The organism is Marinobacter pelagius (genome assembly GCF_003315345.1).
Lineage (GTDB): Bacteria > Pseudomonadota > Gammaproteobacteria > Pseudomonadales > Oleiphilaceae > Marinobacter > Marinobacter pelagius_A.
Window position 1 is genome coordinate 40,935 of sequence record NZ_QNRO01000001.1, and the last position, 26,405, is coordinate 67,339.

22 protein-coding genes and 1 pseudogene are annotated in these 26,405 nt (G+C 61.6%); 14 read left to right on the forward strand and 9 right to left on the reverse strand.

Going from position 1 to position 26,405, the window contains the following annotated elements:
* Positions 1–39: 39 nt before the first annotated feature.
* Positions 40–651 (forward strand): GTP cyclohydrolase II, encoded by a 612-nt coding sequence (ribA, locus tag DET50_RS00210; protein WP_113860899.1) that lies wholly within the window; start codon positions 40–42, stop codon positions 649–651.
* Positions 652–724: 73 nt separating this feature from the next.
* On the opposite strand, the gene dxs is transcribed toward ribA, so the two are convergent.
* The 4 genes from dxs to DET50_RS00230 form a co-directional block, all read right to left on the reverse strand.
* Positions 725–2,656, reverse strand: coding sequence for a 1-deoxy-D-xylulose-5-phosphate synthase (gene dxs / locus DET50_RS00215; RefSeq protein ID WP_113860900.1), 1,932 nt, complete (start codon positions 2,654–2,656; stop codon positions 725–727).
* A gap of 76 nt (positions 2,657–2,732) precedes the next feature.
* Positions 2,733–3,629 carry a polyprenyl synthetase family protein gene (locus tag DET50_RS00220; RefSeq protein WP_113860901.1) on the reverse strand — a complete coding sequence of 299 codons (897 nt, stop codon included), beginning with the start codon at positions 3,627–3,629 and terminating at the stop codon, positions 2,733–2,735.
* Complete coding sequence (locus DET50_RS00225; RefSeq protein ID WP_092005260.1) at positions 3,629–3,883, reverse strand: exodeoxyribonuclease VII small subunit; 255 nt, start codon at positions 3,881–3,883, stop codon at positions 3,629–3,631. The genes DET50_RS00220 and DET50_RS00225 overlap by 1 nt, the downstream gene beginning before the upstream one ends.
* Positions 3,884–3,936: 53 nt before the next feature.
* Entirely contained in the window at positions 3,937–4,710 is a 774-nt protein-coding gene (locus tag DET50_RS00230) for an NRDE family protein (RefSeq protein ID WP_113860902.1), read from the reverse strand.
* Between the two features lie 98 nt (positions 4,711–4,808).
* Between DET50_RS00230 and DET50_RS00235 the strand changes: the two genes are divergently transcribed.
* The 4 genes from DET50_RS00235 (at position 4,809) to DET50_RS00250 (ending at position 7,986) form a co-directional block, all read left to right on the forward strand.
* Positions 4,809–5,606, forward strand: a complete 798-nt coding sequence (locus tag DET50_RS00235) for a sulfite exporter TauE/SafE family protein (protein ID WP_113860903.1) — start codon at positions 4,809–4,811, stop codon at positions 5,604–5,606.
* Positions 5,607–5,616: 10 nt separating this feature from the next.
* Entirely contained in the window at positions 5,617–6,405 is a 789-nt protein-coding gene (gene lgt, locus DET50_RS00240; protein ID WP_113860904.1) for a prolipoprotein diacylglyceryl transferase, read from the forward strand.
* Complete coding sequence (locus tag DET50_RS00245; RefSeq protein ID WP_113860905.1) at positions 6,402–7,241, forward strand: thymidylate synthase; 840 nt, start codon at positions 6,402–6,404, stop codon at positions 7,239–7,241. The genes lgt and DET50_RS00245 overlap by 4 nt, the downstream gene beginning before the upstream one ends.
* A 232-nt stretch (positions 7,242–7,473) precedes the next feature.
* Positions 7,474–7,986: a dihydrofolate reductase gene (locus tag DET50_RS00250; protein ID WP_113860906.1), complete on the forward strand. Its 513-nt coding sequence runs from the start codon at positions 7,474–7,476 to the stop codon at positions 7,984–7,986.
* Here DET50_RS00250 and DET50_RS00255 read toward each other — a convergent pair.
* Positions 7,983–9,494, reverse strand: coding sequence for a DEAD/DEAH box helicase (locus tag DET50_RS00255; RefSeq protein WP_113860907.1), 1,512 nt, complete (start codon positions 9,492–9,494; stop codon positions 7,983–7,985). The genes DET50_RS00250 and DET50_RS00255 overlap by 4 nt on opposite strands.
* 140 nt (positions 9,495–9,634) lie before the next feature.
* Complete coding sequence (locus DET50_RS00260; protein ID WP_092005240.1) at positions 9,635–10,105, reverse strand: Lrp/AsnC family transcriptional regulator; 471 nt, start codon at positions 10,103–10,105, stop codon at positions 9,635–9,637.
* Positions 10,106–10,263: 158 nt separating this feature from the next.
* On the opposite strand from DET50_RS00260, the gene DET50_RS00265 reads away from it, so the two are divergent.
* From DET50_RS00265 to DET50_RS00275, 3 genes are read left to right on the forward strand one after another with little or no spacing between them, the layout of a single operon-like run.
* Entirely contained in the window at positions 10,264–13,782 is a 3,519-nt protein-coding gene (locus DET50_RS00265) for an indolepyruvate ferredoxin oxidoreductase family protein (protein ID WP_113860908.1), read from the forward strand.
* Positions 13,775–14,956 carry an amino acid aminotransferase gene (locus tag DET50_RS00270; RefSeq protein ID WP_113860909.1) on the forward strand — a complete coding sequence of 394 codons (1,182 nt, stop codon included), beginning with the start codon at positions 13,775–13,777 and terminating at the stop codon, positions 14,954–14,956. Before DET50_RS00265 ends, DET50_RS00270 begins: the two co-directional genes overlap by 8 nt.
* A 48-nt stretch (positions 14,957–15,004) precedes the next feature.
* A complete protein-coding gene (locus DET50_RS00275) occupies positions 15,005–16,387 on the forward strand; it encodes a sodium-dependent transporter (protein WP_113860910.1) in 1,383 nt (460 codons plus the stop codon).
* Between the two features lie 46 nt (positions 16,388–16,433).
* Here the strand turns inward: DET50_RS00275 and paaX are convergent, their stop codons facing one another.
* Positions 16,434–17,408, reverse strand: coding sequence for a phenylacetic acid degradation operon negative regulatory protein PaaX (gene paaX, locus DET50_RS00280; RefSeq protein WP_113860911.1), 975 nt, complete (start codon positions 17,406–17,408; stop codon positions 16,434–16,436).
* A 410-nt stretch (positions 17,409–17,818) separates the two neighbouring features.
* Between paaX and DET50_RS00285 the strand changes: the two genes are divergently transcribed.
* The 6 genes and pseudogenes from DET50_RS00285 to DET50_RS19550 all read left to right on the forward strand — a co-directional run bounded on the left by DET50_RS00285 (position 17,819) and on the right by DET50_RS19550 (position 23,072).
* The gene (locus DET50_RS00285; RefSeq protein ID WP_113860912.1) at positions 17,819–18,973 is read left to right on the forward strand and encodes an ABC transporter substrate-binding protein; all 1,155 of its coding nucleotides are present in this window, start codon (positions 17,819–17,821) and stop codon (positions 18,971–18,973) included.
* A gap of 76 nt (positions 18,974–19,049) precedes the next feature.
* A complete protein-coding gene (locus DET50_RS00290) occupies positions 19,050–19,925 on the forward strand; it encodes a branched-chain amino acid ABC transporter permease (RefSeq protein ID WP_113860913.1) in 876 nt (291 codons plus the stop codon).
* Between the two features lie 2 nt (positions 19,926–19,927).
* A complete protein-coding gene (locus tag DET50_RS00295; RefSeq protein WP_113860914.1) occupies positions 19,928–20,935 on the forward strand; it encodes a branched-chain amino acid ABC transporter permease in 1,008 nt (335 codons plus the stop codon).
* Positions 20,932–21,690, forward strand: a complete 759-nt coding sequence (locus DET50_RS00300; RefSeq protein WP_113860915.1) for an ABC transporter ATP-binding protein — start codon at positions 20,932–20,934, stop codon at positions 21,688–21,690. The genes DET50_RS00295 and DET50_RS00300 overlap by 4 nt, the downstream gene beginning before the upstream one ends.
* Positions 21,691–21,728: 38 nt before the next feature.
* A pseudogene (locus DET50_RS19545) lies at positions 21,729–22,157 on the forward strand (hemerythrin domain-containing protein); the annotation flags it as partial.
* A gap of 210 nt (positions 22,158–22,367) precedes the next feature.
* The gene (locus tag DET50_RS19550; protein ID WP_258546028.1) at positions 22,368–23,072 is read left to right on the forward strand and encodes an ABC transporter ATP-binding protein; all 705 of its coding nucleotides are present in this window, start codon (positions 22,368–22,370) and stop codon (positions 23,070–23,072) included.
* Positions 23,073–23,187: 115 nt separating this feature from the next.
* Here DET50_RS19550 and paaZ read toward each other — a convergent pair whose 3' ends face one another.
* Together paaZ and paaE are read right to left on the reverse strand one after the other, a co-directional pair.
* Entirely contained in the window at positions 23,188–25,233 is a 2,046-nt protein-coding gene (gene paaZ, locus DET50_RS00310) for a phenylacetic acid degradation bifunctional protein PaaZ (RefSeq protein WP_113860917.1), read from the reverse strand.
* Positions 25,234–25,320: 87 nt separating this feature from the next.
* Positions 25,321–26,400 carry a 1,2-phenylacetyl-CoA epoxidase subunit PaaE gene (paaE, locus tag DET50_RS00315; protein WP_113860918.1) on the reverse strand — a complete coding sequence of 360 codons (1,080 nt, stop codon included), beginning with the start codon at positions 26,398–26,400 and terminating at the stop codon, positions 25,321–25,323.
* Between the last annotated feature and the right edge of the window lie 5 nt (positions 26,401–26,405).

Genomic DNA, 26,405 nt, shown 5'->3' on the forward strand with positions numbered 1-26,405 from the left:
GAATGCGCGCCCCGATTGATTGAACCACGAGGAAACACTGTGGCTGTTCGTTACATCCAGACCTGCCGGTTGCCGACCCCGTTCGGGGTGTTTGACATGCACGGTTTCGAAGAGCCGGATACCGGAAAGGAGCACGTCGCCCTGACCCTGGGGGACCTGGATAGTGATGAGCCGATGCTGGCCCGGACCCACTCCGAATGCCTGACCGGTGATGCCCTTTACAGCATGCGCTGTGATTGTGGCTATCAGCTTGAGGAAGCCTTGCGCAGCATTGCACGCGAAGGGCGGGGTATCCTTATGTACCTGCGCCAGGAGGGTCGGGGTATCGGTCTGCTGAACAAGATTCGTGCCTACCACCTGCAGGACCAGGGTGCCGATACGGTCGAGGCCAACGAGCAGCTCGGTTTTGCCGCGGATTTGCGGGATTACAGCATGTGCAAGGATATGCTGGAACACCTGGGGGTCAGCAGCCTGCGATTGATGACCAACAACCCGCGCAAGGTCAAGGCGCTGGAGTCTTACGGCATCGACATTGCCGAGCGGGTCCCGTTGCATGTGGGGCGCAATCCGCACAACGAGAACTACCTCAATACCAAGCAGAGCAAACTGGGACACTGGCTGGAAACGCACCAGGACGACGATCCCGAGTAATCGGCCTCCCGGCACCGAATCATACGAAAAAGCCCGCGTCTCCGGACGCGGGCTTTTTTGTTGGGAGCAGAGGTTATTTGACCGCTTTGAGACTGGAGCGCTGGAGCCGTTCCAGACGTTCGGCAATGGCCGAGCGGATGCCCTCGGCGTCCAGACCGCAGTCGCTCAACAGTTCCCCATGCTTGCCGTGGTCGATAAAGGTATCCGGCAGCCCGAGCTGAAGCACCGGCTGGGCGACTTCGCGGTGGTTCAGGAATTCCGTGACCGCACTGCCGGCGCCGCCGGCGATCACGTTCTCTTCCAGGGTCACCAGCAGGTCATGCTGCTCGGCCAGTTCCAGTACCAGCTCCTCATCCAGCGGTTTGACGAAGCGCATGTCGGCAACGGTGGCGCCCAGTGCCTCGGCCGCTTCCAGTGCGGGTGCGAGCAGGGTGCCGAAGTTCAGGATGGCGACTCCGCTGCCTTCCCGGATGCGGCGACCCTTGCCTAGCTCCAGCGGTATGAGCTCGGGCTCGATCTTCGCGCCCGGTCCGGTGCCACGGGGATAACGTACCGCCGCAGGGCCGTTGAACAGCATGCCGGTCTGGAGCATCTGCCGGGTCTCGTTCTCGTCGGACGGAGTCATCACCACCATGTTGGGGATGCAGCGCAGGTAGCTGATATCGAACGCACCGGCGTGGGTCGGACCGTCTTCGCCCACCAGACCGGCCCGGTCGATGGCAAAGAGCACATCCAGGTTCTGGATGGCCACGTCATGGATCAGCTGGTCATAGCCCCTTTGCAGGAATGTGGAGTAGATCGCCACCACCGGTTTGGCGCCGTCGCAGGCCAGGCCTGCCGCCAGGGTCACGGAGTGTTGCTCGGCAATGGCAACGTCGAAATAGCGATCCGGGAAGCGCTGGGAGAAGGCCAGCAGATCAGAGCCCTCACACATGGCCGGCGTGATGCCCACCACCCGTTCGTCCTGCTCGGCGGCATCACACAGCCACTGGCCGAAGACATTGGCGTACTTCGGTTTGGCCGGCTTGGGGGTGACCGGTTCCGGCTTGCTCGGTGGCACCGGCTCGATCTTGTTGATGGCGTGGTAGCCGATCGGGTCGGCCTCGGCCGGGGCGAACCCCTTGCCCTTGGTGGTCACCACGTGCAGGAACTGCGGGCCGTCCAGCTCGCGGATGTTTTCCAGGGTCTCCACCAGCAGCGGCAGATCATGGCCATCGATAGGGCCGATGTAGTTGAACCCGAGTTCCTCGAACAGGGTGCCCGGGGCAATCATGCCCTTGAAGTGTTCCTCGGTCTTCTTAGCCAGGGCCATCAGGTGCGGCGCACCCTGCAGCACCTTCTTGCTGCTGTCCCGGACCTGGTTGTAGGTGCGGCTGGACAGCAGTTTGGCGAAATAGTTGGACAGGCCTCCCACGTTCCGGGAGATCGACATGTCGTTGTCGTTCAGGATCACCAGCATGTTGGCATGCAGGTGGCCGGCATGGTTCAGGGCCTCGAAGGCCATGCCCGCGGTCATGGCGCCATCGCCGATCACGGCAATGCTCTTGCGGCCGGTGTTCTGCATGCGGGCGGCGATAGCCATGCCCAAAGCGGCACTGATGGAGGTGCTGGAGTGGCCCACTCCGAAGGTGTCGTATTCGCTTTCGGCGCGCTTGGGGAAGCCGGCCAGGCCGCCCTTGCGGCGAATGCTGCCCATCTGTTCCCGGCGGCCGGTGAGGATCTTGTGAGGGTAGGCCTGATGGCCCACGTCCCAGACCAGGCGATCCTCCGGGGTGTTGAACACATAGTGGAGGGCGACGGTCAGCTCCAGTACGCCCAGCCCGGCACCAAAATGCCCGCCGGTCTGGCCGACGGACCACAGCAGGAACGCCCGCAGTTCCCGGGCCAGCTGGGTCAGCTGTTCAGCCGGCAGCTCACGGAGCTGGGCCGGTACATCAATCCGGTCCAGTAGCGGGGTGTTGGGCCGCTGTGACGGGATTTCCTTGAAAGTGTAAGTATCCTGCATCTGCTCGGGTCTTTTGGGATGATCCAGTGTTTTCAAAATAAGTTACGACAAGTGTGCGCCTTTGGGGCAGGGTGGTTCAATGGGTTCGTGCCACCACGTAATCCGCCATCGCTCGCAGAGGGTCGGCTTCGGGGCCGAATCGTTCGAGACTTGCCTTGGCGGTCTGCAGCAGTTCGGCCAGGTGCTGCCGGGCACCGTCCAGGCCCAGCAGGGCCGGGTAGGTGGGCTTGGAGCGGGCAACATCCGATCCCTGGGGTTTGCCGATCACGTCGGTGCTGCCCTCGATATCCAAAAGGTCGTCCTGCACCTGGAAGGCCAGCCCCAGCACCCGGGCGTAGGTAGTCAGTGCGTCCAGCTCACTGGAATCCACCTGCTCTGCGCTCAGGGCACCCATGCGGACACTGGCCTCGATCAGGGCGCCGGTCTTGTGCCGGTGCATGGTTTCAAGCTGGGTCAGGGTCAGGGTCTTGCCCACCGATTCCAGATCAATGGCCTGGCCGCCTACCATGCCCCGGTGGCCGGCGGCCCTGGCCAGTTCCTGAACCATGGCGAGGCGCGACTCGCTGTCCAGTCCCGAGCCGTTGACCAGCAGCCCGAACGCCAGCGCCTGCAGCGCATCGCCCGCCAGGATGGCGGTAGCCTCGTCGAAGGCAATGTGGGTCGTAGGCCGGCCCCGGCGTAGCTCATCGTCATCCATCGCCGGCAGGTCATCGTGGATCAGCGAATAGGCATGGATCAGCTCCACGGCACAGGCGGGAGCGAGGGCGCTGTTGCTGTCCTGGCCCATGGCCCGCGCTGCCGCAAGGCACAGGGCGGGACGGATCCGCTTGCCGCCGCCCAGTACGCTATAGCGCATAGCGTCCTGAAGGCGATCGGAGGCCGCGCTCTGATCAATGCAGCGGTCCAGTTCGGCGTCGATAAGGGTGCGGCAGGACTCCAGAAACTCCACTGCCGCCTTGGTCTGTTCGGTCATCAGTCGGCGTCATCCGGCGAGAAAGGGCGGGTTTCGAGGGTGCCATCGCTGTTCTGCACCAGCTGCTCGACCCGCTGCTCGGCACTCTTCAGTGCCTGCTGGCATTCCCGGGTCAGCTTCACGCCCCGCTCGAACGCGGTCAGGGACTGTTCCAGCGACAGTTCGCCCTGTTCCAGGTCGCGAACCAGCTTTTCCAGCTCATCCAGTGACTTTTCAAAGTCGGCTATGGATGTGGTGTCTTTTTCACCGGCCATCGGGCCCTCCGGTCGGGTGACAGAATTTCGCGGATTATATCAGAGCCGGAGGGCTATCGCTGCCAGTCGAAGTGACGGCAATCGCCTTTTGAGGCCAAAGGCCCCCAGCTCTGTTCGGTGACCTGCACCTGGCCATCGTTGGTGACCGTCACAATCGTGGTGGCCCGGGTGCCATAATCCTCGCCGACAATGAACGGAGACGACAGGAAGCGCTCCGTTGCCAGGCCCACGCCGGTGTCTGGCAGCAGGTGGTCAGGTGCCGGTGTCGAATCCTGGAGCAGAGTGATCAGCCGCTGATGCAGGCCATCGGCGTCGGCACCGGCCATCGAGACCGTCTCGCCCACCGATTCCCTTAGCCGCAGCAGCTTCGGCCATGGGGTTTGCAGCAAGTGGTTGCTGAGGCCATACACACCCCGGTGCACACCCCGGCCCGGATGGGCGTCCCGGTTGCTGTAATACCAGCCGCCATCGGTCCCGAGCCGGATAAGGTTAAAGCCGGCATAACGATCCGGGTCGTCGCTGAGATCACCGAACAGCTCAGCTCTTGGCTCCTCCAGTGCCCGTAACGGCAACTCTCCACGAGTGGTACGGCCGGCCTCGGGAGAGCCCTCCCGGACATTGGTCACGGCGCTGATGCGGCCATTCTCTGTCACCGCCAGCCAGGTACCACCAGACTGGAGATCACGGCCGGCCAGTACTCTCTGGCCCGAGTCGGTGGCCCACCAGTCCATGGGTGTGGTGGGGCGACGGAAAAACTCGTCCCGATTGGCGGCGACCACCAGCGGAAAATGGCGATTCTGGCCAAGGGCAAAGGCAATGAGGCACATGGTCGGTAATCAGTCTCCGGAAGGTGAATGGCGAGCCGTGAACTTGTCCCGTGCGGTGTGTATCATACCAGCCTTGTTTCTCATGGGTGTGAGCAGCTATGACCCTGGTAACCGTATTTGCTTCGTATCTGGCACTGGGCGCACTGGCAGGGACCATGGCGGGCCTGTTCGGTATCGGTGGTGGCCTCGTCATCGTGCCGGTACTCATCTTCAGCTTCGAGATCCAGGGCATCAGCCCTGACATCAGCGCTCACCTGGCGGTGGGTACTTCCCTGGCCACCATCGTGTTCACCTCACTGTCGTCTATCCGCTCCCACCACAAGCACCGCGCCGTGCGCTGGGACATCTTCCGCCCCATGACCGTGGGGATTGTTGGCGGGGCTGTGCTGGGCGCCTGGACTGCCGCCTTCATGAGTGGCGATCTGCTCCAGCTGGTGATCGGTGTGTTCGTGATGCTGGTGGCCCTGAAAATGTTGCTCGAGGTCAATCCCAAACCCGGTCGCGATATTCCCGGCCCCGTTGGCCTGGGTGTGGTCGGTGGCGGTGTCGGCTGGGCGTCGGCCATCTTTGGCATCGGCGGTGGTACGCTTACCGTGCCTTACCTGAGCTGGTGTAACGTCCGCATGCAGAACACCGTGGCTACCTCTGCCGCGTGCGGGTTGCCCATTGCCGTCGCCGGCGCCCTCAGCAACATCTGGACCGGCTGGCAACACCCCGAGTTGCCGGAGTACAGCCTCGGCTTCATCTATATGCCGGCTTTGCTGGGGATCATCCTGACCAGCGTGTTTTTCGCCCGGTTCGGTGCCAACCTGGCCCACAAGCTGAATGCCAAGGTCCTGAAACGAATCTTTGCGATGGTGCTCCTGGTGGTGGGGCTCCGTTTTCTTCTGAGCTGAGAGGTAACCGATGCTGCAGCATCCCCAGTTTGACCCGGTGGCCATTTCCCTGGGCCCCGTCAAGATTCACTGGTATGGCCTGACCTATCTTGTCGGCTTTGTCGCCGGATGGTGGCTTGGCCGCCTGCGGACCCGCAAACCCTGGTCCCCGGTCACCGAAGAGCAGATGGGCGATCTCCTGTTCTATCTGGCCCTCGGCGTCATCCTCGGTGGCCGGTTCGGTTACGTGCTGTTCTACAACTTCGACACCTTCCTGGCTGACCCTCTCTGGCTCCTGCGGGTCTGGGAAGGCGGCATGTCGTTCCATGGCGGTCTGCTTGGCGTCATGTTCGCCATGTGGTGGTATGGCCGCAAGCTGGGTTCCGGCTTCTGGCGCCTGGCCGACTTTGTGGCGCCGCTGGTGCCGGTGGGCCTGGGGGCCGGTCGGATCGGCAACTTCATCAACGGCGAACTCTGGGGCAAACCCACCGACGTGCCTTGGGGCATGGTGTTTCCCCATGCTCCGGACAGCCTGGCGCGCCATCCATCCCAGCTATACCAGTTCGCCCTGGAAGGCGTGGCCCTGTTTGTCATCCTGTGGTGGTTCTCCGCCAAACCCCGCCCGCGCATGGCCGTCTCCGGCCTGTTCCTGGTGTGCTACGGTATCTTCCGGTTCCTGGTGGAGTTCGTGCGTCAGCCGGATGCCCAGCTTGGTTACCTTGCGTTTGACTGGCTCACCATGGGGCAGGTGCTCTCGACCCCCATGATCCTCGCCGGCGCAGCCCTTATGTTCATCGCTTACCGGAGAAATGCCGAATGAAAGCCTACCTCGACCTGATGCAAGACGTCGTCGACAACGGATTCGACAAGGGTGACCGCACCGGCGTAGGCACCCGTTCGGTCTTCGGACGCCAGCTACGTTTCAACCTGCAGGAAGGCTTCCCGCTGGTGACCACCAAGAAAGTCCACCTGCGCAGCATCATCTACGAACTGCTTTGGTTCCTGCGCGGTTCCACTGACAACAACTGGCTGAAAGAACGCAAAGTCTCCATCTGGAACGAGTGGGCCCTGGAAGACGGTGACCTTGGCCCCATCTACGGCAAACAATGGCGCAGCTGGCAGTGCCCGGACGGCCGGGTGGTGGACCAGATCAGCGAAGTCATCGACCAGATCCGCAACAAGCCCAACTCCCGCCGGCTGATCGTCTCCGCATGGAACCCGGCGGAGCTGCCGGACGAATCCATCAGTCCCCAGGACAACGTCCGCGAGGGCCGCATGGCGCTGGCCCCGTGCCACTGCCTGTTCCAGTTCTACGTGGCCGACGGCAAGCTCTCCTGCCAGCTTTACCAGCGCAGCGCCGATTTGTTCCTAGGCGTGCCATTCAACATCGCCTCCTACGCCTTGCTGACTCACATGATCGCCCAGCAGTGCGACCTGGATGTGGGCGAGTTCGTGCATACGTTCGGTGACTGTCACCTGTACCAGAACCACCTGACCGACGACATCGTCTTCGAGCAGCTGAAGCGGGAGCCTCGTGCGTTGCCGAAGCTGGTGATCAAGCGGAAGCCCGAGAGTATCTTCGATTATGAACTCGAGGACTTCGAGTTTGAGGGATATGAGCCGCATCCTGTGATCAGGGCGCCTATTGCCATCTGACTTCGGGCCTGGGATCGCGGTCCTCTTGTTCCGGAGGTGGTAGGGTAGCGGGTGGGGCGTTCCGAAAAACGCTGTAAATACGTCCATGTACGCTTGGCTCCGCCATCCATGGCGGAGCCCAAGCCGCGCAGGGATGCCTTGAGGCGTTTTTTGGAGGGGCATCCCCGCCTGATGGTAGCCCCCCAAAGCTGAGAGCTCCGGAACCAGAACCACCCAAACTTGAGGACAAGAAATGAGAAAAGCTCTGATCGTGGCCATGTCCCGAAACCGGGTCATCGGCCGGAACAACAAGCTGCCGTGGTACCTCCCCGGGGACCTGCGTTACTTCAAGCAGGCGACTATGGGCAAACCCATCATCATGGGGCGGAAAACCTGGGATTCCATCGGCCGGCCACTGCCGGGACGGATGAACGTGGTGATTTCCCGTAATGAGAGCTGGGAAGCGCCGGCCGGTACCGTTGCCGCCAGATCGCTCAATGACGCCCTGGTGAAAGCCGCTGCCCAGGCTGAACTGGAAGGCGGGGATGAAGTAATGATTATCGGTGGCGGCCAGATCTACGCCGAGGCGCTGCCGCTGGTGGATCGAATGTACATCACCCAGGTGCATGCGGAAGTGGAGGGGGATGCATTCTTTCCGGAAGTGAACTGGGATGAGTGGGAAGAAATCGGACGGGAGGATTTCTCCGCGTCCGACAACAATCCCTACGACTACAGCTTCGTGGTATACCAGCGCCGCGCCGATTAACGGGCGGGGCGCTTGCTCGGCGGCTTGCCGCCCTTGCCAGCGGGCTTGCCCTTCGGGCCGCCTTTGCGGTGGCCGGGCTTGCCGTCCTTCTTGAAGCCCTTGCCGGGGCCCTTGCGGAAATTCTTCTTGCCGGGAGGCGGACCCTTGCGGTCACGGCGGGGCGCTGCGGAAATCTCCGGCAGGGCTTCCGGCGCTTCCAGCGGCAGGGCGCCGGGCTGGGCCATTTCCATCCAACACGCCATGGCGCCGGCGACCATCGCCATATCCATGTCATTGCGCTCGGCAATCTCATCCAGCAGCGCGATCGCCTTCGGCAGTTTGCCGTCTTCAGCGAACGCCAGCAGCTGGGTCTCGAACTGCTGAACCCGCATCTTCTGAAGATCCGTCGGTGACGGCAGCTGATAGGATTCCATGGGCGAGTTGGTGGCCCGCTCCAGGGTCCTCAGCCAGCTGCGCTCGCGCGGTGTCACCAGCAGGATCGCCTTACCGGTGCGACCGGCGCGGCCGGTCCGACCGACACGGTGGATGTAGGCCTCAGTATCGTAGGGCACATCGTAGTTGATCACGTGGGTGATCCTGGGCACATCGAGGCCGCGGGCAGCGACATCGGTGGCAATGATGATGTCCTTCTTGCCTCGCTTCAGGTCTTCAACCGTCTGCTCACGCTGGCGCTGGTTCAGGTCACCGCTCAGGGGAGCCACGGCGTGGCCACGGGCTGAGAGCTTCTCGGCCAGCATCGTGGTCTCGGCCTTGGTGCGCACAAAGATGATCGAGGCGTCAAAAGGCTCCACTTCCAGGATGCGGGTCAGGGCGTCCAGTTTGCGCTCGGCGTAAACCGGCAGCACGAACTGGGAGATACGCTCGACAGTGCGGGTCTCGCTCTCGATCCGGACTTCGGTGGCGTCCTTCAGGTAGGTCTGGGCCACCTTCTTGATCTGCGGCGGCATGGTGGCCGAGAAAAGGGCGCGCTGGCAGGTGTCCGGCGTCTTCGCCAGGATGGCCTCAACGTCGTCAATGAAGCCCATGCGCAGCATCTCGTCGGCTTCATCCAGTACCAGTGCCTTCAGGCTGTCCAGCTTCAGGGTGCCCTTGCGCAGGTGATCCAGCATACGGCCAGGGGTGCCGACGATAACCTGGGCACCGCGACGCAGGCCGCGGATCTGGGGGCCGAAATCCTGGCCGCCATAGATCGGCAGTACGTGGAAGTTGCGGAACTTGCTGGCATAGGTGGTAAACGCCTCGGCGACCTGGATGGCCAGTTCCCGGGTCGGGGCCAGCACCAGGATCTGCGGCTCGGCGGTGCTGGCGTCGATGCGGCTCAGCAGCGGAAGCGCGAACGCAGCGGTCTTGCCGGTACCGGTCTGGGCGACACCCAGCAGGTGGTGGCCGGCCAGCAGTGCCGGGATGGATTTTGCCTGGATCGGCGAGGGCGTTTCATAGCCAACGGCGTTGACAGCTTCAAGTACGGCTGCATCCAGCCCCAGTTCGGCGAAGGACATTTCTGACATTGATTTACTCGGAATTCGGAGGGAGGGCATTGCCGGGCAATGCGTGATTTACCGGCATTATAGTCGGTTTGCACGCTGTTTGATACGCGCAATACCCTCTTACTCGTATGCATTTCCCCTGACCCGACAACCCGGCGCCATCAGGACACAGGCAGGGTCAGGGTGTTCTTGATCTCCCGCAGGGCAAAGTTGGAGTTCACCTGGGCAATGCCCTTGAGGGTGAAGATCTTCTCGTTCAGGAACCGGTCATAGCTGGCCATATCCGGCACCACGACCCGCAACACGAAATCCGCGTTACCGGTGACCGCAAAACACTGCAGCACTTCCGGATAGCTGCTGACCTCGCGCTCGATCTCGGCGGTGCTGTCGATGGTGTGGCGCTGCAGGGACAGGTTGACCAGTACGCACAGGCCCTGGCCCATGGCTTCCGGGCACAGTTTTGCAGTATAGCCGGTAATCACGCCGGCCTCCTCCAGGGCCCGGACCCGGCGCCAGCAGGCCGCCGGCGAGAGCCCCACCTGCTCGGCCAGTAACTGGTTGCTGATGCGGCCATCCTGCTGGAGGGCATCGAGGATACGGCGGTCCAGTTTGTCCAGTTCGACCTGTTTCATTTGGTAACACCTGATATTTATCAAAGGATATTTCGGTATTTTGTCATTTATCAAAGAATGTTGCACGCCGGCGCCGGTCGGCTAACCAAAAAGCAAGCACCTTTTGCGCCGATCCCTCTAGAATTTTGGTCATAAAATCAACAACTGGAGGGGCGACCATGACCGCCGATACACCTCAACTCGACAACTACAAACTCGAGGATCGCTACCTGCGCGACTCCGGGCGTGTGTTCCTGACCGGGACCCAGGCCCTGGTGCGGATACCCCTGATGCAGGCAGCCCTGGACCGCAAGCACGGCCTGAATACCGCCGGCATGGTCAGTGGCTACCGGGGATCTCCGCTCGGCGCCTACGACCAGGCGCTCTGGCAGGCCAAGGATCTGCTCGACCAGAATCGCATCGACTTTGTCCCCGCCATCAACGAGGACCTTGCCGCCACCATCATGCTGGGCACCCAGCAGGTGGAAACCGATGAGGATCGCCAGGTCGATGGCGTGTTTGGCCTCTGGTATGGCAAGGGGCCCGGCGTGGACCGCGCCGGCGATGCCCTCAAGCATGGCACTACCTATGGCAGCTCGCCCAACGGCGGCGTGCTGGTGGTGGCCGGTGACGACCACGGCTGTGTCTCGTCCTCCATGCCGCACCAGTCCGACGTGGCGTTCATGAGCTTCTTCATGCCCACCATCAATCCGGCCAACATTGCCGAGTACCTGGAATTTGGCCTCTGGGGTTACGCCCTGTCCCGTTACAGCGGCTGCTGGGTCGGCTTCAAGGCCATTTCCGAGACCGTGGAGAGCGCCGCTTCGGTGGAGCTGCCGCCGCTGCCCGAGTTCAAGACACCGGAAGATTTCACCCCACCGGCGGATGGCCTCCACTACCGCTGGCCGGATCTGCCCGGGCCCCAGCTGGAAACCCGCATCGAGCACAAGCTGGCGGCGGTGCAGGCCTTTGCCCGCGCCAATCCCATCGACCGCTGCCTGTACAACAACCCGCAGGCCCGGTTCGGTATCGTCACCACCGGTAAGGGCTACCTGGATCTGCTGGAAGCGCTGGAGCTGCTGGGTATCGATGAAGCCCGGGCCGCCGATCTGGGGCTGGATATCTACAAGGTGGGTATGGTCTGGCCCCTGGAGCGTCGCGGCATCCTGAACTTTGTCCATGGCAAGCAGGAAGTGCTGGTGATCGAGGAGAAGCGGGGCATCATCGAGAGCCAGATCAAGGAATACATGTCCGAGCCGGACCGTCCAGGCGAGGTGCTGATCACCGGTAAGCAGGACGAGAGCGGCAAGCCGCTGATGCCCTACGTCGGCGAGCTCAGCCCGAAACTGGTGGCCGGCTACCTGGCGGCCCGTCTGACCCGTTTTTTTGACGTGGACTTCAGCGAACAGCTCAGGGCCATCAACGAGATGACCAGCGCCAAGGACCCTGGCGGGGTTCGGCGCCTGCCGTATTTCTGCTCCGGCTGCCCTCACAATACTTCCACCAAGGTGCCGGAGGGCAGCAAGGCTCTGGCCGGTATCGGCTGCCATTTCATGGCGTCCTGGATGGGACGGAACACCGAGTCCCTGATCCAGATGGGTGGTGAAGGGGTCAACTGGATCGGCAAGAGCCGGTATACCGGTAACCCCCATGTCTTCCAGAACCTGGGAGAGGGTACCTATTTCCATTCCGGTTCGATGGCCATTCGCCAGGCAGTGGCTGCCGGTATCAACATCACCTACAAGATCCTGTTCAACGACGCGGTGGCCATGACCGGCGGCCAGCCGGTGGACGGGCAGATCACCGTACCCATGATCGCCCAGCAAGTCGCTTCCGAAGGCGTCAAGCGGGTGGTGGTGCTCAGTGACGAACCGGAGAAGTACAAGGGGCACGAAGGGCTGTTCCCGAGTGATGTGACCTTCCATGACCGATCCGAGCTGGATCAGGTGCAGCGGGAGCTGCGGGACATTCCCGGCTGCACCGTGCTGATCTACGACCAGACCTGTGCCGCGGAGAAGCGCCGTCGTCGCAAGCGTGGCCAGTTCCCGGACCCGGCCAAGCGGGCCTACATCAACCACCATGTGTGCGAGGGCTGTGGTGACTGCTCGGTGCAGTCCAACTGCCTGTCGGTGGTGCCGCGCCAGACTGAACTGGGCCGCAAGCGCAAGATCGATCAGTCCTCCTGCAACAAGGACTTTTCCTGTGTCACCGGCTTCTGCCCGAGCTTTGTCACCATCGAGGGTGGCCAGCTGCGCAAGTCCCGGGGTGTGGATACCGGCTCGGTGCTGACCAGGCGCCTTGAGAGCCTGCCGCAGCCCTCCCTGCCGGCCCTGGACGGCTCGTTCGACCTGCTGGTCGGCGGCGTTGGCGGCACCGGCGTGGTGACCGTGGGCCAGCTGATCACCATGGCGGCGCATCTGGAATCCCGGGGTGCCTCGGTGCTGGACTTCATGGGCTTCGCCCAGAAGGGCGGCACGGTGTTGAGCTATGTGCGCATGGCGCCGTCCCCGGACAAGCTGCACCAGGTGCGTATCAGCAACGGCCAGGCGGATGCCGTCATTGCCTGCGACATGGTGGTGGCCTCCTCCCAGAAAGCGCTGAGCGTGCTGCGTCCGGAACATACCCGGGTGGTGGCCAACAGGGCGGAGTTGCCGACGGCGGACTATGTCCTGTACCGGGATGCGGACATGCAGGCGGACAAGCGCCTGGGTCTGATCCGCGACGCGGTGGGTGACGACCGGTTTGATGCCCTGGACGCGAACGGCATTGCCGAGAAGCTGATGGGCGACACCGTGTTCTCCAACGTGATGATGCTCGGCTTCGCCTGGCAGAAAGGCCTGCTGCCGTTGTCCGAGGCGGCCCTGATGCGGGCCATCGAGCTCAATGGCGTGGCCATCGAGCGCAACAAGGAAGCGTTCGGCTGGGGCCGGGTTGCGGCGGTCGATCCGAAAGTGATTGATGACCTGCTTAATCCCGTCAGTGAGCCGGTGGAAGTCCGGCCGGAGCCGAACCTGGATCAGCTGCTCGAGACCCGTTACCAGCATCTGGTGAAGTACCAGAACCGGCGCTGGGCCGACAGCTACCGGGACCTGGTGGCGCGTGTGCGTCAGGCCGAGCAGGGCATCGATCAGCAGGAACTGCTGCTGACCCGCACAGTTGCCGAGCAGCTGTACCGGTTCATGGCCTACAAGGACGAGTACGAAGTGGCTCGCCTGTTTGCCGAGACCGATTTCATGAAGGAGGTGGAGAAAACCTTCGAGGGCGACTTCAAGGTGCATTTCCACCTGGCGCCGCCGATCCTCAACCGTGGCACCGATGCCCGTGGCCGGCCGCAGAAGCGGCAGTTCGGGCCCTGGATGTTCCGGGCCTTCAAGCTGCTGGCGAAACTGCGTGGCCTGCGCGGCACCGCGCTGGATCCGTTCCGTCATTCCGCGGACCGGAAGCTGGACCGTGCACTGCTGGCGGACTACCGCCAACTGGCGGGGCGTATCGGTCGCGAACTGAGCGCGGACAATCACGAAACCTTCCTGCAACTGGCGGAACTACCGGCGGACGTTCGTGGCTTCGGTCCGGTCCGGGAGCAGGCGGTTGAAGCGATCCGGGAGCGCCAGCAGCAATTGCTCAAGGCGCTGGATACCGGCCGCCCGACTCTGATTCGAACCAAGCCGGCCGGCGAGAAGGAGGAATCCCATGTTTGAGGCTCTGAAACCACTGCCACAGGACCCGATTCTCCAGTTGATGCAGACCTTCCGGGAGGACCCTCGGGAGCACAAGATTGACCTGGGTATTGGCGTCTACAAGGACGACGCCGGCAATACGCCGATCATGGCCGCCGTGCACCAGGCCGAACGTCGGCTGTTGGAGAGCGAATCCACCAAAAGCTACGTCGGCCCCGCCGGCTCGCCGGGTTTCGGTCGCGTCATGGCCGACCTGGTGATGGGTGAGGGCAGCTCCCTGGTGCGGGACGGCCGGGTAGCCGTGGTCCAGACTCCGGGTGGCTGTGGAGCCCTGCGGATGGCGGCGGAGTTCCTGCGCCTGTGCCGTGACAATGCCACTGTATGGGTCAGCACCCCGACCTGGGGTAACCATCTGCCCCTCCTCGGTGGGGCCGGCCTTAACATCCGGGAATATCCCTACCTCGATCCGGCAACCCTGCAGGTAGACTTCGCCGCCATGCTGGAAAGCCTGGCCCAGGCGGAGGCCGGTGATGTGGTCCTGCTGCACGGCTGCTGCCACAACCCGTCCGGCGCGGATCTGACCTTCGAGCAGTGGCAGCAGGTGACCGACCTGGTGCTGGAAAAGGGATTGCTGCCGTTTGTGGATATGGCCTACCAGGGCCTGGGTGACGGTCTGGAGGCGGATGCCGCCGGTCTGCGCCACATGGCTGTCCGGGTGCCGGAAATGATCGTGGCGGCCTCCTGCTCCAAGAATTTTGGCCTGTACCGGGAGCGCACCGGTGCCCTGATGCTGATGGGGGCCACCGACAGCGTCACCTCGGCGGCCAACAGCCAGTTGCTCAGTGTCATCCGTTCCCATTACTCCATGCCGCCGGCCCATGGCGCGGCCATCGTGGAAACCATCCTCGGGGACGAGGCCCTGCGCGCCAACTGGCAGCTGGAGCTGGCAGGTATGTGTGACCGCATTCTCGGTTTGCGCCGGGCCTTTGCCGAAGCACTGGCGCCGGCCGGCGATTTCGGATTCATCGCACGCCAGCGGGGCATGTTCTCGTTCCTGGGCATTTCCCCCGCGCAGGTTCGCCGGCTTCGGGAGGAGTATGGCATCTACATGCTGGAGTCGAGTCGGGTCAATGTGGCCGGGTTGAATGATCGCACCTTGCCGGTCGTCGCCGAGGCAATCCGGACCATTCTCTGATTCTGTCCGTCCGACTTTCCGACAAAAACAACTATTTCGGAGTAGTACATGACTAACCAAACAAAACCGCACCAGCAGGCTTCGAACCTCTGGTCTTCGCGTCTTGCGTTTATCCTGGCTGCCGCCGGTTCTGCCGTAGGGCTGGGCAATATCTGGAAGTTCCCGTACATCACCGGCGAACACGGTGGCGGGGCTTTCGTTCTGGTCTACCTGGTGTGTATCGCCATTATCGGTGTGCCGGTGCTGATTGCCGAGACCATGATTGGTCGCCGTGGCGGGCAGAGCCCGGTGGCCACGATGCGGTCACTGACCCAATCCGAGGGCACCGGCCGGGGCTGGCGGGCCATTGGCTGGAACGGGGTGATTGCCTCCTTCCTGGTCCTGTCCTTCTACTCGGTGATTGGTGGCTGGGCCCTGGTCTATATCGGCAAAGCTGCCGCCGGCCTGTTTACCGGCGCTGACGCGGAAACCATCGGCGGTCAGTTCGGTAACCTGCTGGCCAACCCCTGGGAATTGCTGCTCTGGCACAGTGTGTTCATGGCCATCGTGGTGCTTATCGTCGGTCGCGGTATCCGGTCAGGGCTTGAGCGGGCGGTCAACACCCTGATGCCGCTGTTGTTCATCCTGCTGGTAGTAATGGTGTTCTATGCCATGAATTCCGGCAGTTTCGGCCGGGCGGTGGACTTCATGTTCGCCCCGGACTTCAGCAAGCTCACCACCAAGGGCGTACTGGTAGCGTTGGGTCATGCCGCCTTCACGCTGAGCATCGGTATCGGCGTGCTGATGGCGTACGGCTCCTATCTGCCAAAGAAGATCAATATTGCCCGTACCGCCATGACCATCGCCGTGCTCGACACCAGTGTTGCCCTGCTGGCGGGGCTGGCAATCTTCCCGCTGGTGTTTGCCAACGGCCTGGAGCCGGGCACCGGCCCGGGGCTGATTTTCGTGACCCTGCCGCTGGCCTTCGGGCAGATGACCGGCGGTGTGCTGTTCGGGGTGATCTTTTTCGCGCTGTTGCTGGTGGCTGCGGTCACCTCGGCCATTTCCATGCTGGAGCCGGTGGTGGAGTGGCTTGAGGAGCACAAGGGCATCAACCGTTTCAAGAGTGCGCTGACCGGCGGGCTGGCGATCTGGTTCGTGGGCATCGGTACGGTGTTGTCGTTCAACGTCTGGTCCGATGTCCACCCGTTGGGCTTCCTGGCCTTATTCGAGGGCAAGACCGTGTTCGATCTGCTGGACTTCCTGGTGTCGAACCTGATGATGCCCCTGGGCGGGCTCGCGATTGCCCTGTTTGCCGGCTGGGCCATGCGCCGTGAAGGTCTGATGGAAGATATCGGTTTGCGGGGCGGTGTCTACCGGAGCTTCATGATTGTGCTGCGGTACCTGACACCGGCCGGTATTCTGGTGGTGTTCCTCTACAACCTCATTTGATCTGAAAGATGGGGCGCTCTGACGGCGCCCCGACTCGCCGAAAGGCTCACACCGGTTCGCCGACCGCTGTGAGCCTTTCTTCGTTCTCGTCACTGGTATCCTGCAGGCCGCCGAACCGGCGGTAGAACTTGTCGTTCGGTCCGGGCAGCGGACCGGAGGCATTCTCCAGGGTCTCATCCAGCCACTTTTCAGCGCGCGCGTAGATGTGACGGTACAGGTTCCGGCACAGCTGCTTGGCGCTGCGACCTTCCCAGTCTCCTGGCAGCAATTCCTCGGGCAGCAACGGATCCCGCAGCAGGATCTTCCGGTACTCGTGGATTAGCAGGATGCGCAGGGTGAGACACTCGGCAGGGGTCAGGTCATCCTCGCTCTGCAGTTCCCGCCAGACCGGACGGAATTGCGACAGGAAACGCCGGTAGCGCCCGCCCAGCTCGTCCAGGTTCCAGCTTTCACGAACCTGTAACCGCAGGGCCTTGGAGCTCTTCTGCTCCATGGGTACGGTTTCCATGACGATGGTGTCTTCCAGGGCGCCCCATTCCTGGAGCAGCGGCAGCAGTTCGTTGCGGGTGAAGCGCGGGTGCTCCATCACGCCCGGTGCCATGCTGCCGAAGCTCAGCCATTTCAGTTCTTCCCGGACTTTTTGTTTCAGGTCGGGCGCCAGCTGGTTGAGGTAAACCAGGCACCAGCTGCCACTCCATTCCCGGGTCGAGAGGCTGTAGACGTGCTGGAAAGCCTGCTCGAACCGGCGCAGACCGGGGCCGGTCAGGCTGTAGTAGCTGCAGCGTCCGACCTTTTCTGTCTGCAACCAGGATTCCTGCACCAGCCGGTATACCGAGGTGCGGACCAGCCGCTGGCTGATGCCCATGGGTTCCACCAGCTTCATCAGGCTGCCCAGCCACACGGTCCCTCCCCGGGGAACGATGGCGTCACCGTAAATGGTGATGATCAGCGAGCCGGCGCGAAGCGGTCGTTTCTTCTGGAAGTTGAGGACGAGCTGCTCAAGCTGGTTTTTTGCAGACATAGGCTTCTTGTCGGTTATCGGTTATCAAATATCAGGAATTACGAATCTGATACGTATTATGCGGTTCCTGTGTGTCACGTAAAGCATTCAGTACTGTGTCGCCTGACTGGCGCCTTGGACCATGGTCGGCTTTACTGTGAGAACCTGTCAGGTAGTCAACCAAATCGGTTGACACGGATATTATGATACAATAATGTCCATTGATATTCGTCAACGGTATCGAATTTTGCCATTGATGGAGATCAGGGAGCTGATTGATCAGGGATGAGCACACAAATATAAAGCTGACAACGGGTCGAAGGGTGACTGAAATGACACAGAAGTCAGAGCCAGGCTCTCGATCGTTGTTTTACTTCTGAGCAATGGATGGGGGGCAAGCAAGCCCCGCACAATTCGGGAGAACAAAAACAATGCTTAAGACAATTCTGCGTCGCACGGGAAAATTTGCGGCTATCGCAGCCGCCGGTCTGGTCATGAGTGCCCAGGCTGCAGAGCCGATCAAGATCGGATCGTTCCTGTCAGTAACCGGCCCCGCCTCCTTCCTGGGGGATCCGGAACTGAAAACTCTGGAAATGTACGTTGAGAAGATCAACGAAGAAGGTGGCGTTCTGGGACGCCAGCTGGAGCTGATCCACTACGATGACGTGGGTAATGCTTCCAACGCCCGTAACTTTGCCAGCCGCCTGATCCGTTCCGATCGTGTCGACATCATCGTCGGCGGTAGCACCACCGGTGCCACCATGGCGGCCGTGCCCCTGGTAGAGCAGGCCAAGATCCCCTTTATCTCTCTGGCAGGTGCGGTGGTTATCACCACTCCGGTCAAGGAATGGGTTTTCAAGACTCCCCAGTCTGACCGCATGGCGGCCGAGCGTATCCTCGCGGATATGAAGGATCGCGGTATCACCAAGATCGGTCTGATCTCCGGAACCGGCGGTTTTGGTTCTTCCGGCCGTACCCAGACCCTCGAGGTTGCTGAAAAGATGGGTATCGAGGTTCTGGCTGACGAGACCTACAGCGGCTCCGATACCGATATGACCGCCCAGCTCACCAACATCCGTAATACCGATGGTGTCGAGGCGGTGCTTAACTTCGGCTTCGGTCAGGGACCGGCCATCGTCACCCGCAACTATGATCAGCTGGGAATCGAGCTGCCGTTCTATCAGTCCCACGGGGTGGCCTCCGACAGCTTCCTCGAGCTGGCAGGTGATGCCGCCGAAGGTCTCCGTCTGCCTGCGTCCCCCCTGCTGGTACCGGACTCTCTTCCGGAAGACGATCCCCAGAAAGACGTGGTCCAGAGCTACAAGGCCGAGTATGAGGCCCGCTGGGATTCCAAGGTCTCCACTTTCGGTGCCTACGCCTATGACGGCCTGATGCTGGCAGTCCAGGCCATCGAAGCCGCCGGCTCCACCGACAAGGAAGCCGTGCGCGAAGCACTGGAGAACATCCAGGGCTATGTGGGCGTGACCGGTGTCTACAACATGTCCCCAGAAGATCACAATGGCCTTGAAGCCGACTCCTTCCGCATGCTGGAAGTGCAGAACGGCGACTGGAAGCTCGTTAACTGATCGATCCATCAAGCAGTAAACCGTCTTCCCGTCCCGTTTCTGGGCGGGAAGACGCTGTCCGACCGGAACCACGGCTATGTTTGCAGAATTCCTCCAGTATCTCTTTACCGGGATCACTATCGGTGCCACTTATGCCCTGATAGCCCTCGGATTTACCCTCATTTATAACGCCAGCCACGTCATCAACTTTGCCCAGGGCGAGTTCCTGATGATTGGCGGCATGGCGACAGTGTCTCTGACGGCGATGGGCGTGCCCATGGTGCTCGCGATTATCCTGGCCGTGTTGCTTGCCGGTGTTCTCGGTATCCTGCTTCAGCGCTTTGCCATTGCGCCTGCGAAACAGGCGGATGTGGTCACGCTGATCATCATTACCATCGGTGCCTCCATTTTCATTCGTGGTCTTGCCCAGCTGGTCTGGGGCAAGGAATACCACGTCATGCAGAATTTCAGCAGCGACGAACCGATTCGCATCTTTGGCGCTGTGCTCAATAGCCAGAGTCTCTGGGTCCTGGGTATCGGTGCGATCCTTGTGGTCGGGCTGGTTCTGTTCTTTACCCGTACGCTGATAGGTAAGGCCATCCTCGCCACTTCGATGAACAAGGAAGCCGCGCGTCTGGTGGGTATCCGTACCCAGCTGGTGCTGATGCTGGCATTCCTCGTGTCCGCAGTGCTCGGCTCCGTCGCCGGGATAGTGGTGGCACCCATAACCTTCACCTCCTATGACATTGGCATCATGCTTGGCCTCAAAGGCTTTGTCGCTGCCGCCATCGGTGGGCTGGGCAGCGGCATCGGCGCCGTGGTCGGTGGCCTGTTGCTGGGTGTGGTCGAGGCCATGGCTGCCGGCTACATCTCGTCTGATTACAAGGACGCAGTTGCGTTCTCCATGATTCTCGTCGTGCTGTTCTTCATGCCGCGCGGGTTGTTTGGCGCCAAGGTCGTGGAGAGGGTGTAACCATGTTGAACAGATTCATGCAAATGCGGCTGCGGGACCTGGTGATCCTTGCGGTTATCCTGTTTGCCCTGCCGTTGTTCCTGAACAATCCGTTCCATTATGACCTGGCCACCCAGATGGCGATCATCGCCGCTACCGTGGTCGGTTTGAACCTGCTGGTCGGTTTTGCCGGTCAGATCAGCCTTGGGCATGCGGGCTTCTTCGGCCTTGGCGCCTATTTCACCGGCATCATGACCAGTAATTACGGCTGGTCATCGGTGCCCGCGCTGGTGGTCGGCGCAATCCTGGTGGGTATCGTGGCCTGGATTGTGGGCCGGCCGATCCTGCGCCTGAAAGGGCACTACCTGTCCATGGCGACCCTGGCGGTCGGTTTCATCATCGCAATCATCCTCAACAACGAAAGGGCGCTCACTGGTGGCCCGGATGGTATGCCGGTGCCGGCGTTCACCGTATTTGGCTGGGAGCTGAGCCCGTTTGGCAGCTACAACCTGCTCGGAATGGAGCTCAATGGTAGTGAAGCCTGGTACCTGTTTGCTGCGGTGGTATTGCTGGTTGCGGTCTGGCTTGCCCAGAACCTGATTGACTCGCCCATCGGCCGGGCGCTGCGCTCGGTGCACGGGTCGGAAGTGGCCGCCCGGGTGGTGGGTGTCGATACCGCCCGTTACAAGAGCCTGGTATTCGTGGTTTCAGCGATCTATGCCAGTGCCATGGGCAGCCTGTACGCCCATTTCCAGGGCTTCATCACCCCCGCGGTAGCAGGGTTCGATTTCTCCATCCTGTTTATCACCATGGTGGTGCTCGGCGGCATGGGCTCCACCATGGGCGTGATTCTTGGTGCGGTAGTGCTCAAGCTCCTGCCCCAGGTGCTGGCGGATTTCCAGGAGCTGGAAACCGTCATGTTCGGTGCGATCCTGATGCTCACCATGATCTTCATGCCCAAGGGCCTTTTGCCCACTATCCAGACAGCGGTTGGTAAGCGGATGAAGAAAAAGGCGGGAGGTCAGGCATGAGCGCACTGATAGAAGTAAAAGGCCTGGACAAGGCGTTCGGTGGCGTACATGCGGTGGAAGGTGTGTCCTTCTCGGTGGAAGCCGGTCAGGTATATTCGGTGATCGGTCCCAACGGTGCCGGTAAAACCACCCTGTTCAACCTGATTTCCGGTCTCTATACCCCGACCAAAGGCGAAATCCGTCTCAAGGGCGAGAGTACCGCGAAACTCGAGCCGAACGAGCTGGCGGAGCGCGGTATGTGTCGTACCTTCCAGCAGATGCAGATCTGCATGAACATGTCGGCGATCGAGAACGTGATGCTGGGGCGGCACCTGAAGCTCCGCAGTAACCTGTTCACCACGCTCTTCCGGTTGCCCGCCCTGCTTCGGGATGAGAAATCCTGCCGTGAACGGGCCGCGGAACTGATGGAGTTCGTCGGCTGTGGCGAGTACCTCGATACCGATGCCTCGGCGATGTCCTATGGCGCCCTCAAGCGGCTGGAGATTGCCCGTGCCCTGGCGGCAGATCCCAAGGTCATCCTGCTGGATGAGCCGGCCGCCGGCCTCAACGCCGTTGAAACTGCGGCGCTGGAAAAACTGATCCGGAAGATTGCCGACCAGGGCACGACCGTCATGCTGGTCGAGCATGACATGAAGCTGGTCATGGGGATTTCCGACCGACTGCTGGTACTCAACTACGGCCGTGTGTTGGCGGAAGGTACACCTGAAGAAATCCGCAACAATCCGGACGTCATCGCTGCCTACCTGGGCGGCTGAGCAAGGAGACATTTCAAATGAGCGAGCAACAGACCGAAATGACGCCTGCCCAGTCCCGCAGCGAGCAGGCAGTACGCATTATTGTTCACGAGCATCAGGCGCTCTGGCGCATCCTGGACCTGCTGGACCAGCTGCTCAGTGACATGAACATCAATGAACAACGGCCGGATGAGCGCCTGTTCACCAAGATTTTCGATTACATCGAGCACTTTTCCGAACGGGTGCATTCCACGCCGACGGACATCGAGCTGTACAAGCGCCTGGGCGCCAAGCACCCGGAGTCGCTGCCGCTGCTGGAGAAGCTTTCCAAGGGGTATCTGGTCGGTCACGAAAAGCTGATGGAGCTTCGCCAGCTGCTGACCGCCTGCATGGAAAACTGGCCGCAAGGCCGGGAAGAGTTCAGTCACGCCCTGGCCCGGTTCACCGAAGCCCTGCGCAAGCACATCCGCAAGGAAGAAGGGGTGGTGATTCCCCGTGCCCGCAAGGTGCTGTCCGATGAGGACTGGGAGCAGATTATCGAAGCGAGGGATATCGAGAACGATCCCCTGTTCGGCGAACGGGTCCGGGAAGAATTCCGGGAACTGCGCCACGAGATCATCAGCTATACCCCGGAGCGCTTCGGCGGTCTTGGCCTGAAGCATGCCGAGCAGGTCAGCGCGCCCCACGCCAGGGAGGAAATGCTGGCGATCAAGGGCCTGGCCACCTCTTACGGCCAGATCGAGGTGTTGCATGACATCGATATCCGCATCAACAGTGGCGAGATCGTGTCACTGGTCGGCGCCAACGGGGCCGGTAAGTCCACACTGCTGATGAGCATCTCAGGCCTGCAGCCGATGGATCGTGGCAGCATGGTGTACCAGGGCAAGGATCTGGCAAAGGTTCAGGCCGACCAGCGGGTGGCCGAGGGCATAGTCCAGGTTCCGGAAGGGCGTCAGGTGTTCAAGGACCTCTCGGTGCACGACAATCTGCTGCTGGGGGCCTATACCCGTGGCCGCGGCCAGGAAGTGGAAGATGACCTGGAGCGCATGTACACCAAGTTCCCGATCCTGCGCCAGAAGCGCCACAACCTCGCCGGGGAGCTCTCCGGTGGTCAGCAGCAGATGCTGGCCATGGGACGAGCCCTGATGGCGAGGCCGAAGCTCTTGCTGCTGGACGAGCCGAGCATGGGCCTGGCGCCGCTGATCATCGAGGAGATCTTCGATATCATCAAGGAGCTGAAGGAAGAGGGCATTACCATCTTCCTGGTGGAGCAGAACGCATCCCAGGCACTGGCGCTGGCCGACCGTGGTTACGTGCTGGAAACCGGCAAGGTGGTCATCGAAGGTACTGGCCGGGAGCTGCTCAGCAACGAGAAGGTCCGGGAGGCCTACCTGGGCATGTAACACTTCCGCCGGGCGGAAACAGAAAAGGGGACAGGCTTTTGGCCTGTCCCCTTTTTGTTTGCCTCCGGCCTGCCGTTCGGGTCCAACGGGTGGCAGGCCGGATACGCCCCCGGTATTACTGGGGACGTTTGGCAACCAGTGTCAGGATGTCGTAGCTCGCAACCAGTTCGTCGTTCTGGTTGGTAACCTGGACATCCCAGACCACCACACCCTGGGGATGTCCGTCCGGAGAGGTCCGACCCTGATCGATCTTGCGCTTGCAGGTCAGGCGGGCCCGGATGGTGTCGCCAGGAGCGACCGGCTCGATGAAGCGCAGGGTGTCCAGACCGTAGTTAGCCAGTACCGGACCTTCGCCGGGATCGACGAACAGGCCCGCTGCGGCGGACAGCACGAAGTAGCCGTGGGCAATGCGCTTGCCGAACTGCGAGTCCCGAGCGGCAATCTCATCAAAGTGCATGTAGAAGTGATCGCCGGACAGGCAGCCGAAGTTCACGATGTCCGCCTCGGTGACCGTGCGACGGTGAGTCAGCAGTGACTCGTTGATCTGCAGGTCTTCGAAATGGCGACGGAACGGGTGCACTTCGGTTTCGATCACGTCAGCGCCCCGCACGTATTCGCGGGTAACGGCGGCCAGCATGGTCGGGGAGCCCTGGATGGAGGTCCGCTGCAGGTAGTGATGGACCGCGCGGATGCCGCCCAGCTCCTCACCGCCACCGGCACGACCCGGGCCACCATGCTTGAGCATGGGCAGGGGAGAACCGTGGCCGGTGGATTCCTTCGCGGCTTCGGCATCCAGCAGGTGCAGGCGGCCGTGGAAGGCGGCGAGCATCGGGGCGATTCGGCCGGCAATGGCCGGATCGCGGGTGGTCAGGGTAGTGACCAGTGAGCCCCGGCCCTTGGAGCAGAGCTCGACCGCGTCCTCGATGGTGTCGTAGGGAATCACGGTGGCGACCGGACCAAACGCCTCGATATCATGGGCGCCGCAGCCGTTTTCCGGGTTCCGGCACAGCAGCAGATGCGGCTCGATAAAGGCGCCCTTCTCGGTACCTTCACCGGTCGGCTGGAAGCTGCCGTCGCCACCGACAACCAGCTCACTGGTCTTGAGCAGTTCCTGGATGTTGGCCTTGACGTCTTCCAGCTGGTCGAGGGAAGCCAGGGCGCCGATGCGCACGCCTTCCACAGACGGATCACCAACGGTTACTTTCGACAGCCGCTCTTTGAGCTTCTCGCACACCGCGTCGACACGGTCTTTCGGTACCAGGACCCGGCGGATAGCGGTACACTTCTGACCGGCCTTGGCGGTCATTTCACGACCGACCTCCCTCACGAATACATCAAAGTCTTCGTGCTCGGGGGTCACATCCGGAGCCAGGATCGCACTGTTCAGCGAGTCGGCTTCGGCGTTGAACGGAATCGAGCGGTTGATGATGTTCGGATGGTTGCGCAGCTTGCGCGCTGTTGCCGCAGAGCCGGTGAAAGTAACCACATCCTGTTCTTCCAGATGATCGAACAGGTCGCCGGTGCTGCCGATGATCAGCTGCAGGGCGCCGTCAGGCAGAGCCCCGGATTCCTGCATCAGACGAACGGCCAGTTCGGTGACGTAGCAGGTCGAGGTAGCCGGCTTCACGATGCATGGCATACCTGCCAGGAACGTGGGCGCGAACTTTTCCAGCATGCCCCACACCGGGAAGTTGTAGGCGTCAATGTGCAGCGCCACGCCACCGCGGGGCACCAGGATATGGGTGCCGGCGAAGTGGTTGTTCTTGCCCAGGGGCATCACCGGGCCTTCGTGTACGACGTTGCCGGACGGCAGTTCGCGGCGGCCCATGCTGGCGTAGGAGAACAGGGTGCCAAAACCGCCATCGATATCGATGCCGTTATCGCCCTTAGTGGAACCGGTGTGCATGGACAGGGCATACAGCTCTTTCTTGTGCTCCTGCAGGTACAGGGCCATGGCCTTCAGGGCCAGGGCGCGTTCCTGGAAATCCATGGCCATCAGGTTCTTGCCACCGACTTTGCGGCCATATTCTGCGGCTTTCTTGAAGTCGATGGTGTCGTCGTGGGTATGGGCGACGATCTCGCCATTGATGGCACTGGGCAGCGCCTTGGCGGGCTTTTCACCGACCCACTGGCCGGCAATGAAACTTTTCAGGACTGACATGGGAAACTCCATTCGTTTCTGAAACACGAAGGCAAGTCCCGTTTACCCGGGACTTGCCTCGTTCGTAGCTTGGAGGTGGTGCAGCAACTACATCTCGTCGTAGTCGAGAACCACCTTGTCGCTGATCGGATAGCACTGGCAGGAAAGCACGTAGCCGGCTTCGACCTCGTAATCCTCCAGGGCGAAGTTCTGGTCCATTTCCACTTCACCTTCCACGACCTTGGCGCGGCAGGTGGAGCAGACGCCGGCCTTGCACGAGTAGGGCAGGTCTGCGCCTTCTTCGTTACCGGCATCCAGGATGCTCTTGGTGTCGCGAACCAGCGGGAAGGTCAGGGAGCGGCCGTCGGCAATCACGGTCACTTCACTGATGGACTGCGGGTCCACGTGGGACGGATCCCGGTCTTTCCTGGACTGGGGCACACCACCGGCCGGCGTGAACAGCTCATAGTGAACCTTGCTCTTGTCCAGGCCATGGCGAACCAGCGAGTCGCGGACGGTCTCGGTCATCGCCTGGGGACCACAGATGAAGGCTGCGGTGAGTGCCTTGGCATCGATCCAGTGATCGAACAGGGCATCGCACTTGTCGTGGTCGATCCGGCCGTTGTACAGGTCGATATCCTGTTCTTCCCGGGTGAAGATGTACACCAAATTCAGGCGGGACATGTACTCGTTCTTCAGGTCCTGCAGCTCGTCCCGGAACATGGTGTTGCTGGTGGCCTTGTTGCCGTAGAACAGCGTGACCTCGCTCTTGGGCTCGGTTTCCAGGGTGGTCTTCACGATCGACAGGATCGGCGTGATACCACTGCCGGCTGCGACGGCCAGGTAGTTGCCTTCGCGCTTGGGATCCAGGTCGACGGAGAAGTGGCCCTGGGGAGGCATCACTTCCAGGGTCTCGCCGGGCTTGAGCTGTTCGTTGGCAAAGGTGGAGAAACGGCCGCCGGGAATCTTCTTGACCGCAATGCGCAACTCATGGTCGTTGACGCTGTTGCAGATGGAGTAGGAACGCCGTACTTCCTCGCCGTCCAGTTTGGTTCTCACAACCAGGTGCTGGCCCTGCTTGTAGGAGAACTTGTCGGCCAGGTCTTCCGGTACGTCAAAAGACAGGGTTACCGCGTTTCTTGTTTCAGGTCTGACCTCTTTGAGGGCCAGTGAATAGAATTTGTTCATGGTCG

Coding starts and splice junctions, on each gene's coding strand:
- DET50_RS00260 (WP_092005240.1), bottom strand. CDS start 10,105: ATGAAACAGGTCGAACTGGACAAACTGGACCGCCGTATCCTCGATGCC.
- DET50_RS00245 (WP_113860905.1), top strand. CDS start 6,402: ATGAAAGCCTACCTCGACCTGATGCAAGACGTCGTCGACAACGGATTC.
- DET50_RS00255 (WP_113860907.1), bottom strand. CDS start 9,494: ATGTCAGAAATGTCCTTCGCCGAACTGGGGCTGGATGCAGCCGTACTT.
- DET50_RS00220 (WP_113860901.1), bottom strand. CDS start 3,629: ATGACCGAACAGACCAAGGCGGCAGTGGAGTTTCTGGAGTCCTGCCGC.
- paaX (WP_113860911.1), bottom strand. CDS start 17,408: ATGTCTGCAAAAAACCAGCTTGAGCAGCTCGTCCTCAACTTCCAGAAG.
- DET50_RS19550 (WP_258546028.1), top strand. CDS start 22,368: ATGCTGGCGATCAAGGGCCTGGCCACCTCTTACGGCCAGATCGAGGTG.
- DET50_RS00230 (WP_113860902.1), bottom strand. CDS start 4,710: ATGTGCCTCATTGCCTTTGCCCTTGGCCAGAATCGCCATTTTCCGCTG.
- DET50_RS00250 (WP_113860906.1), top strand. CDS start 7,474: ATGAGAAAAGCTCTGATCGTGGCCATGTCCCGAAACCGGGTCATCGGC.
- lgt (WP_113860904.1), top strand. CDS start 5,617: ATGCTGCAGCATCCCCAGTTTGACCCGGTGGCCATTTCCCTGGGCCCC.
- paaZ (WP_113860917.1), bottom strand. CDS start 25,233: ATGTCAGTCCTGAAAAGTTTCATTGCCGGCCAGTGGGTCGGTGAAAAG.
- DET50_RS00300 (WP_113860915.1), top strand. CDS start 20,932: ATGAGCGCACTGATAGAAGTAAAAGGCCTGGACAAGGCGTTCGGTGGC.
- dxs (WP_113860900.1), bottom strand. CDS start 2,656: ATGCAGGATACTTACACTTTCAAGGAAATCCCGTCACAGCGGCCCAAC.
- DET50_RS00265 (WP_113860908.1), top strand. CDS start 10,264: ATGACCGCCGATACACCTCAACTCGACAACTACAAACTCGAGGATCGC.
- DET50_RS00275 (WP_113860910.1), top strand. CDS start 15,005: ATGACTAACCAAACAAAACCGCACCAGCAGGCTTCGAACCTCTGGTCT.
- paaE (WP_113860918.1), bottom strand. CDS start 26,400: ATGAACAAATTCTATTCACTGGCCCTCAAAGAGGTCAGACCTGAAACA.
- DET50_RS00295 (WP_113860914.1), top strand. CDS start 19,928: ATGTTGAACAGATTCATGCAAATGCGGCTGCGGGACCTGGTGATCCTT.
- DET50_RS00290 (WP_113860913.1), top strand. CDS start 19,050: ATGTTTGCAGAATTCCTCCAGTATCTCTTTACCGGGATCACTATCGGT.
- DET50_RS00235 (WP_113860903.1), top strand. CDS start 4,809: ATGACCCTGGTAACCGTATTTGCTTCGTATCTGGCACTGGGCGCACTG.
- DET50_RS00225 (WP_092005260.1), bottom strand. CDS start 3,883: ATGGCCGGTGAAAAAGACACCACATCCATAGCCGACTTTGAAAAGTCA.
- DET50_RS00285 (WP_113860912.1), top strand. CDS start 17,819: ATGCTTAAGACAATTCTGCGTCGCACGGGAAAATTTGCGGCTATCGCA.
- DET50_RS00270 (WP_113860909.1), top strand. CDS start 13,775: ATGTTTGAGGCTCTGAAACCACTGCCACAGGACCCGATTCTCCAGTTG.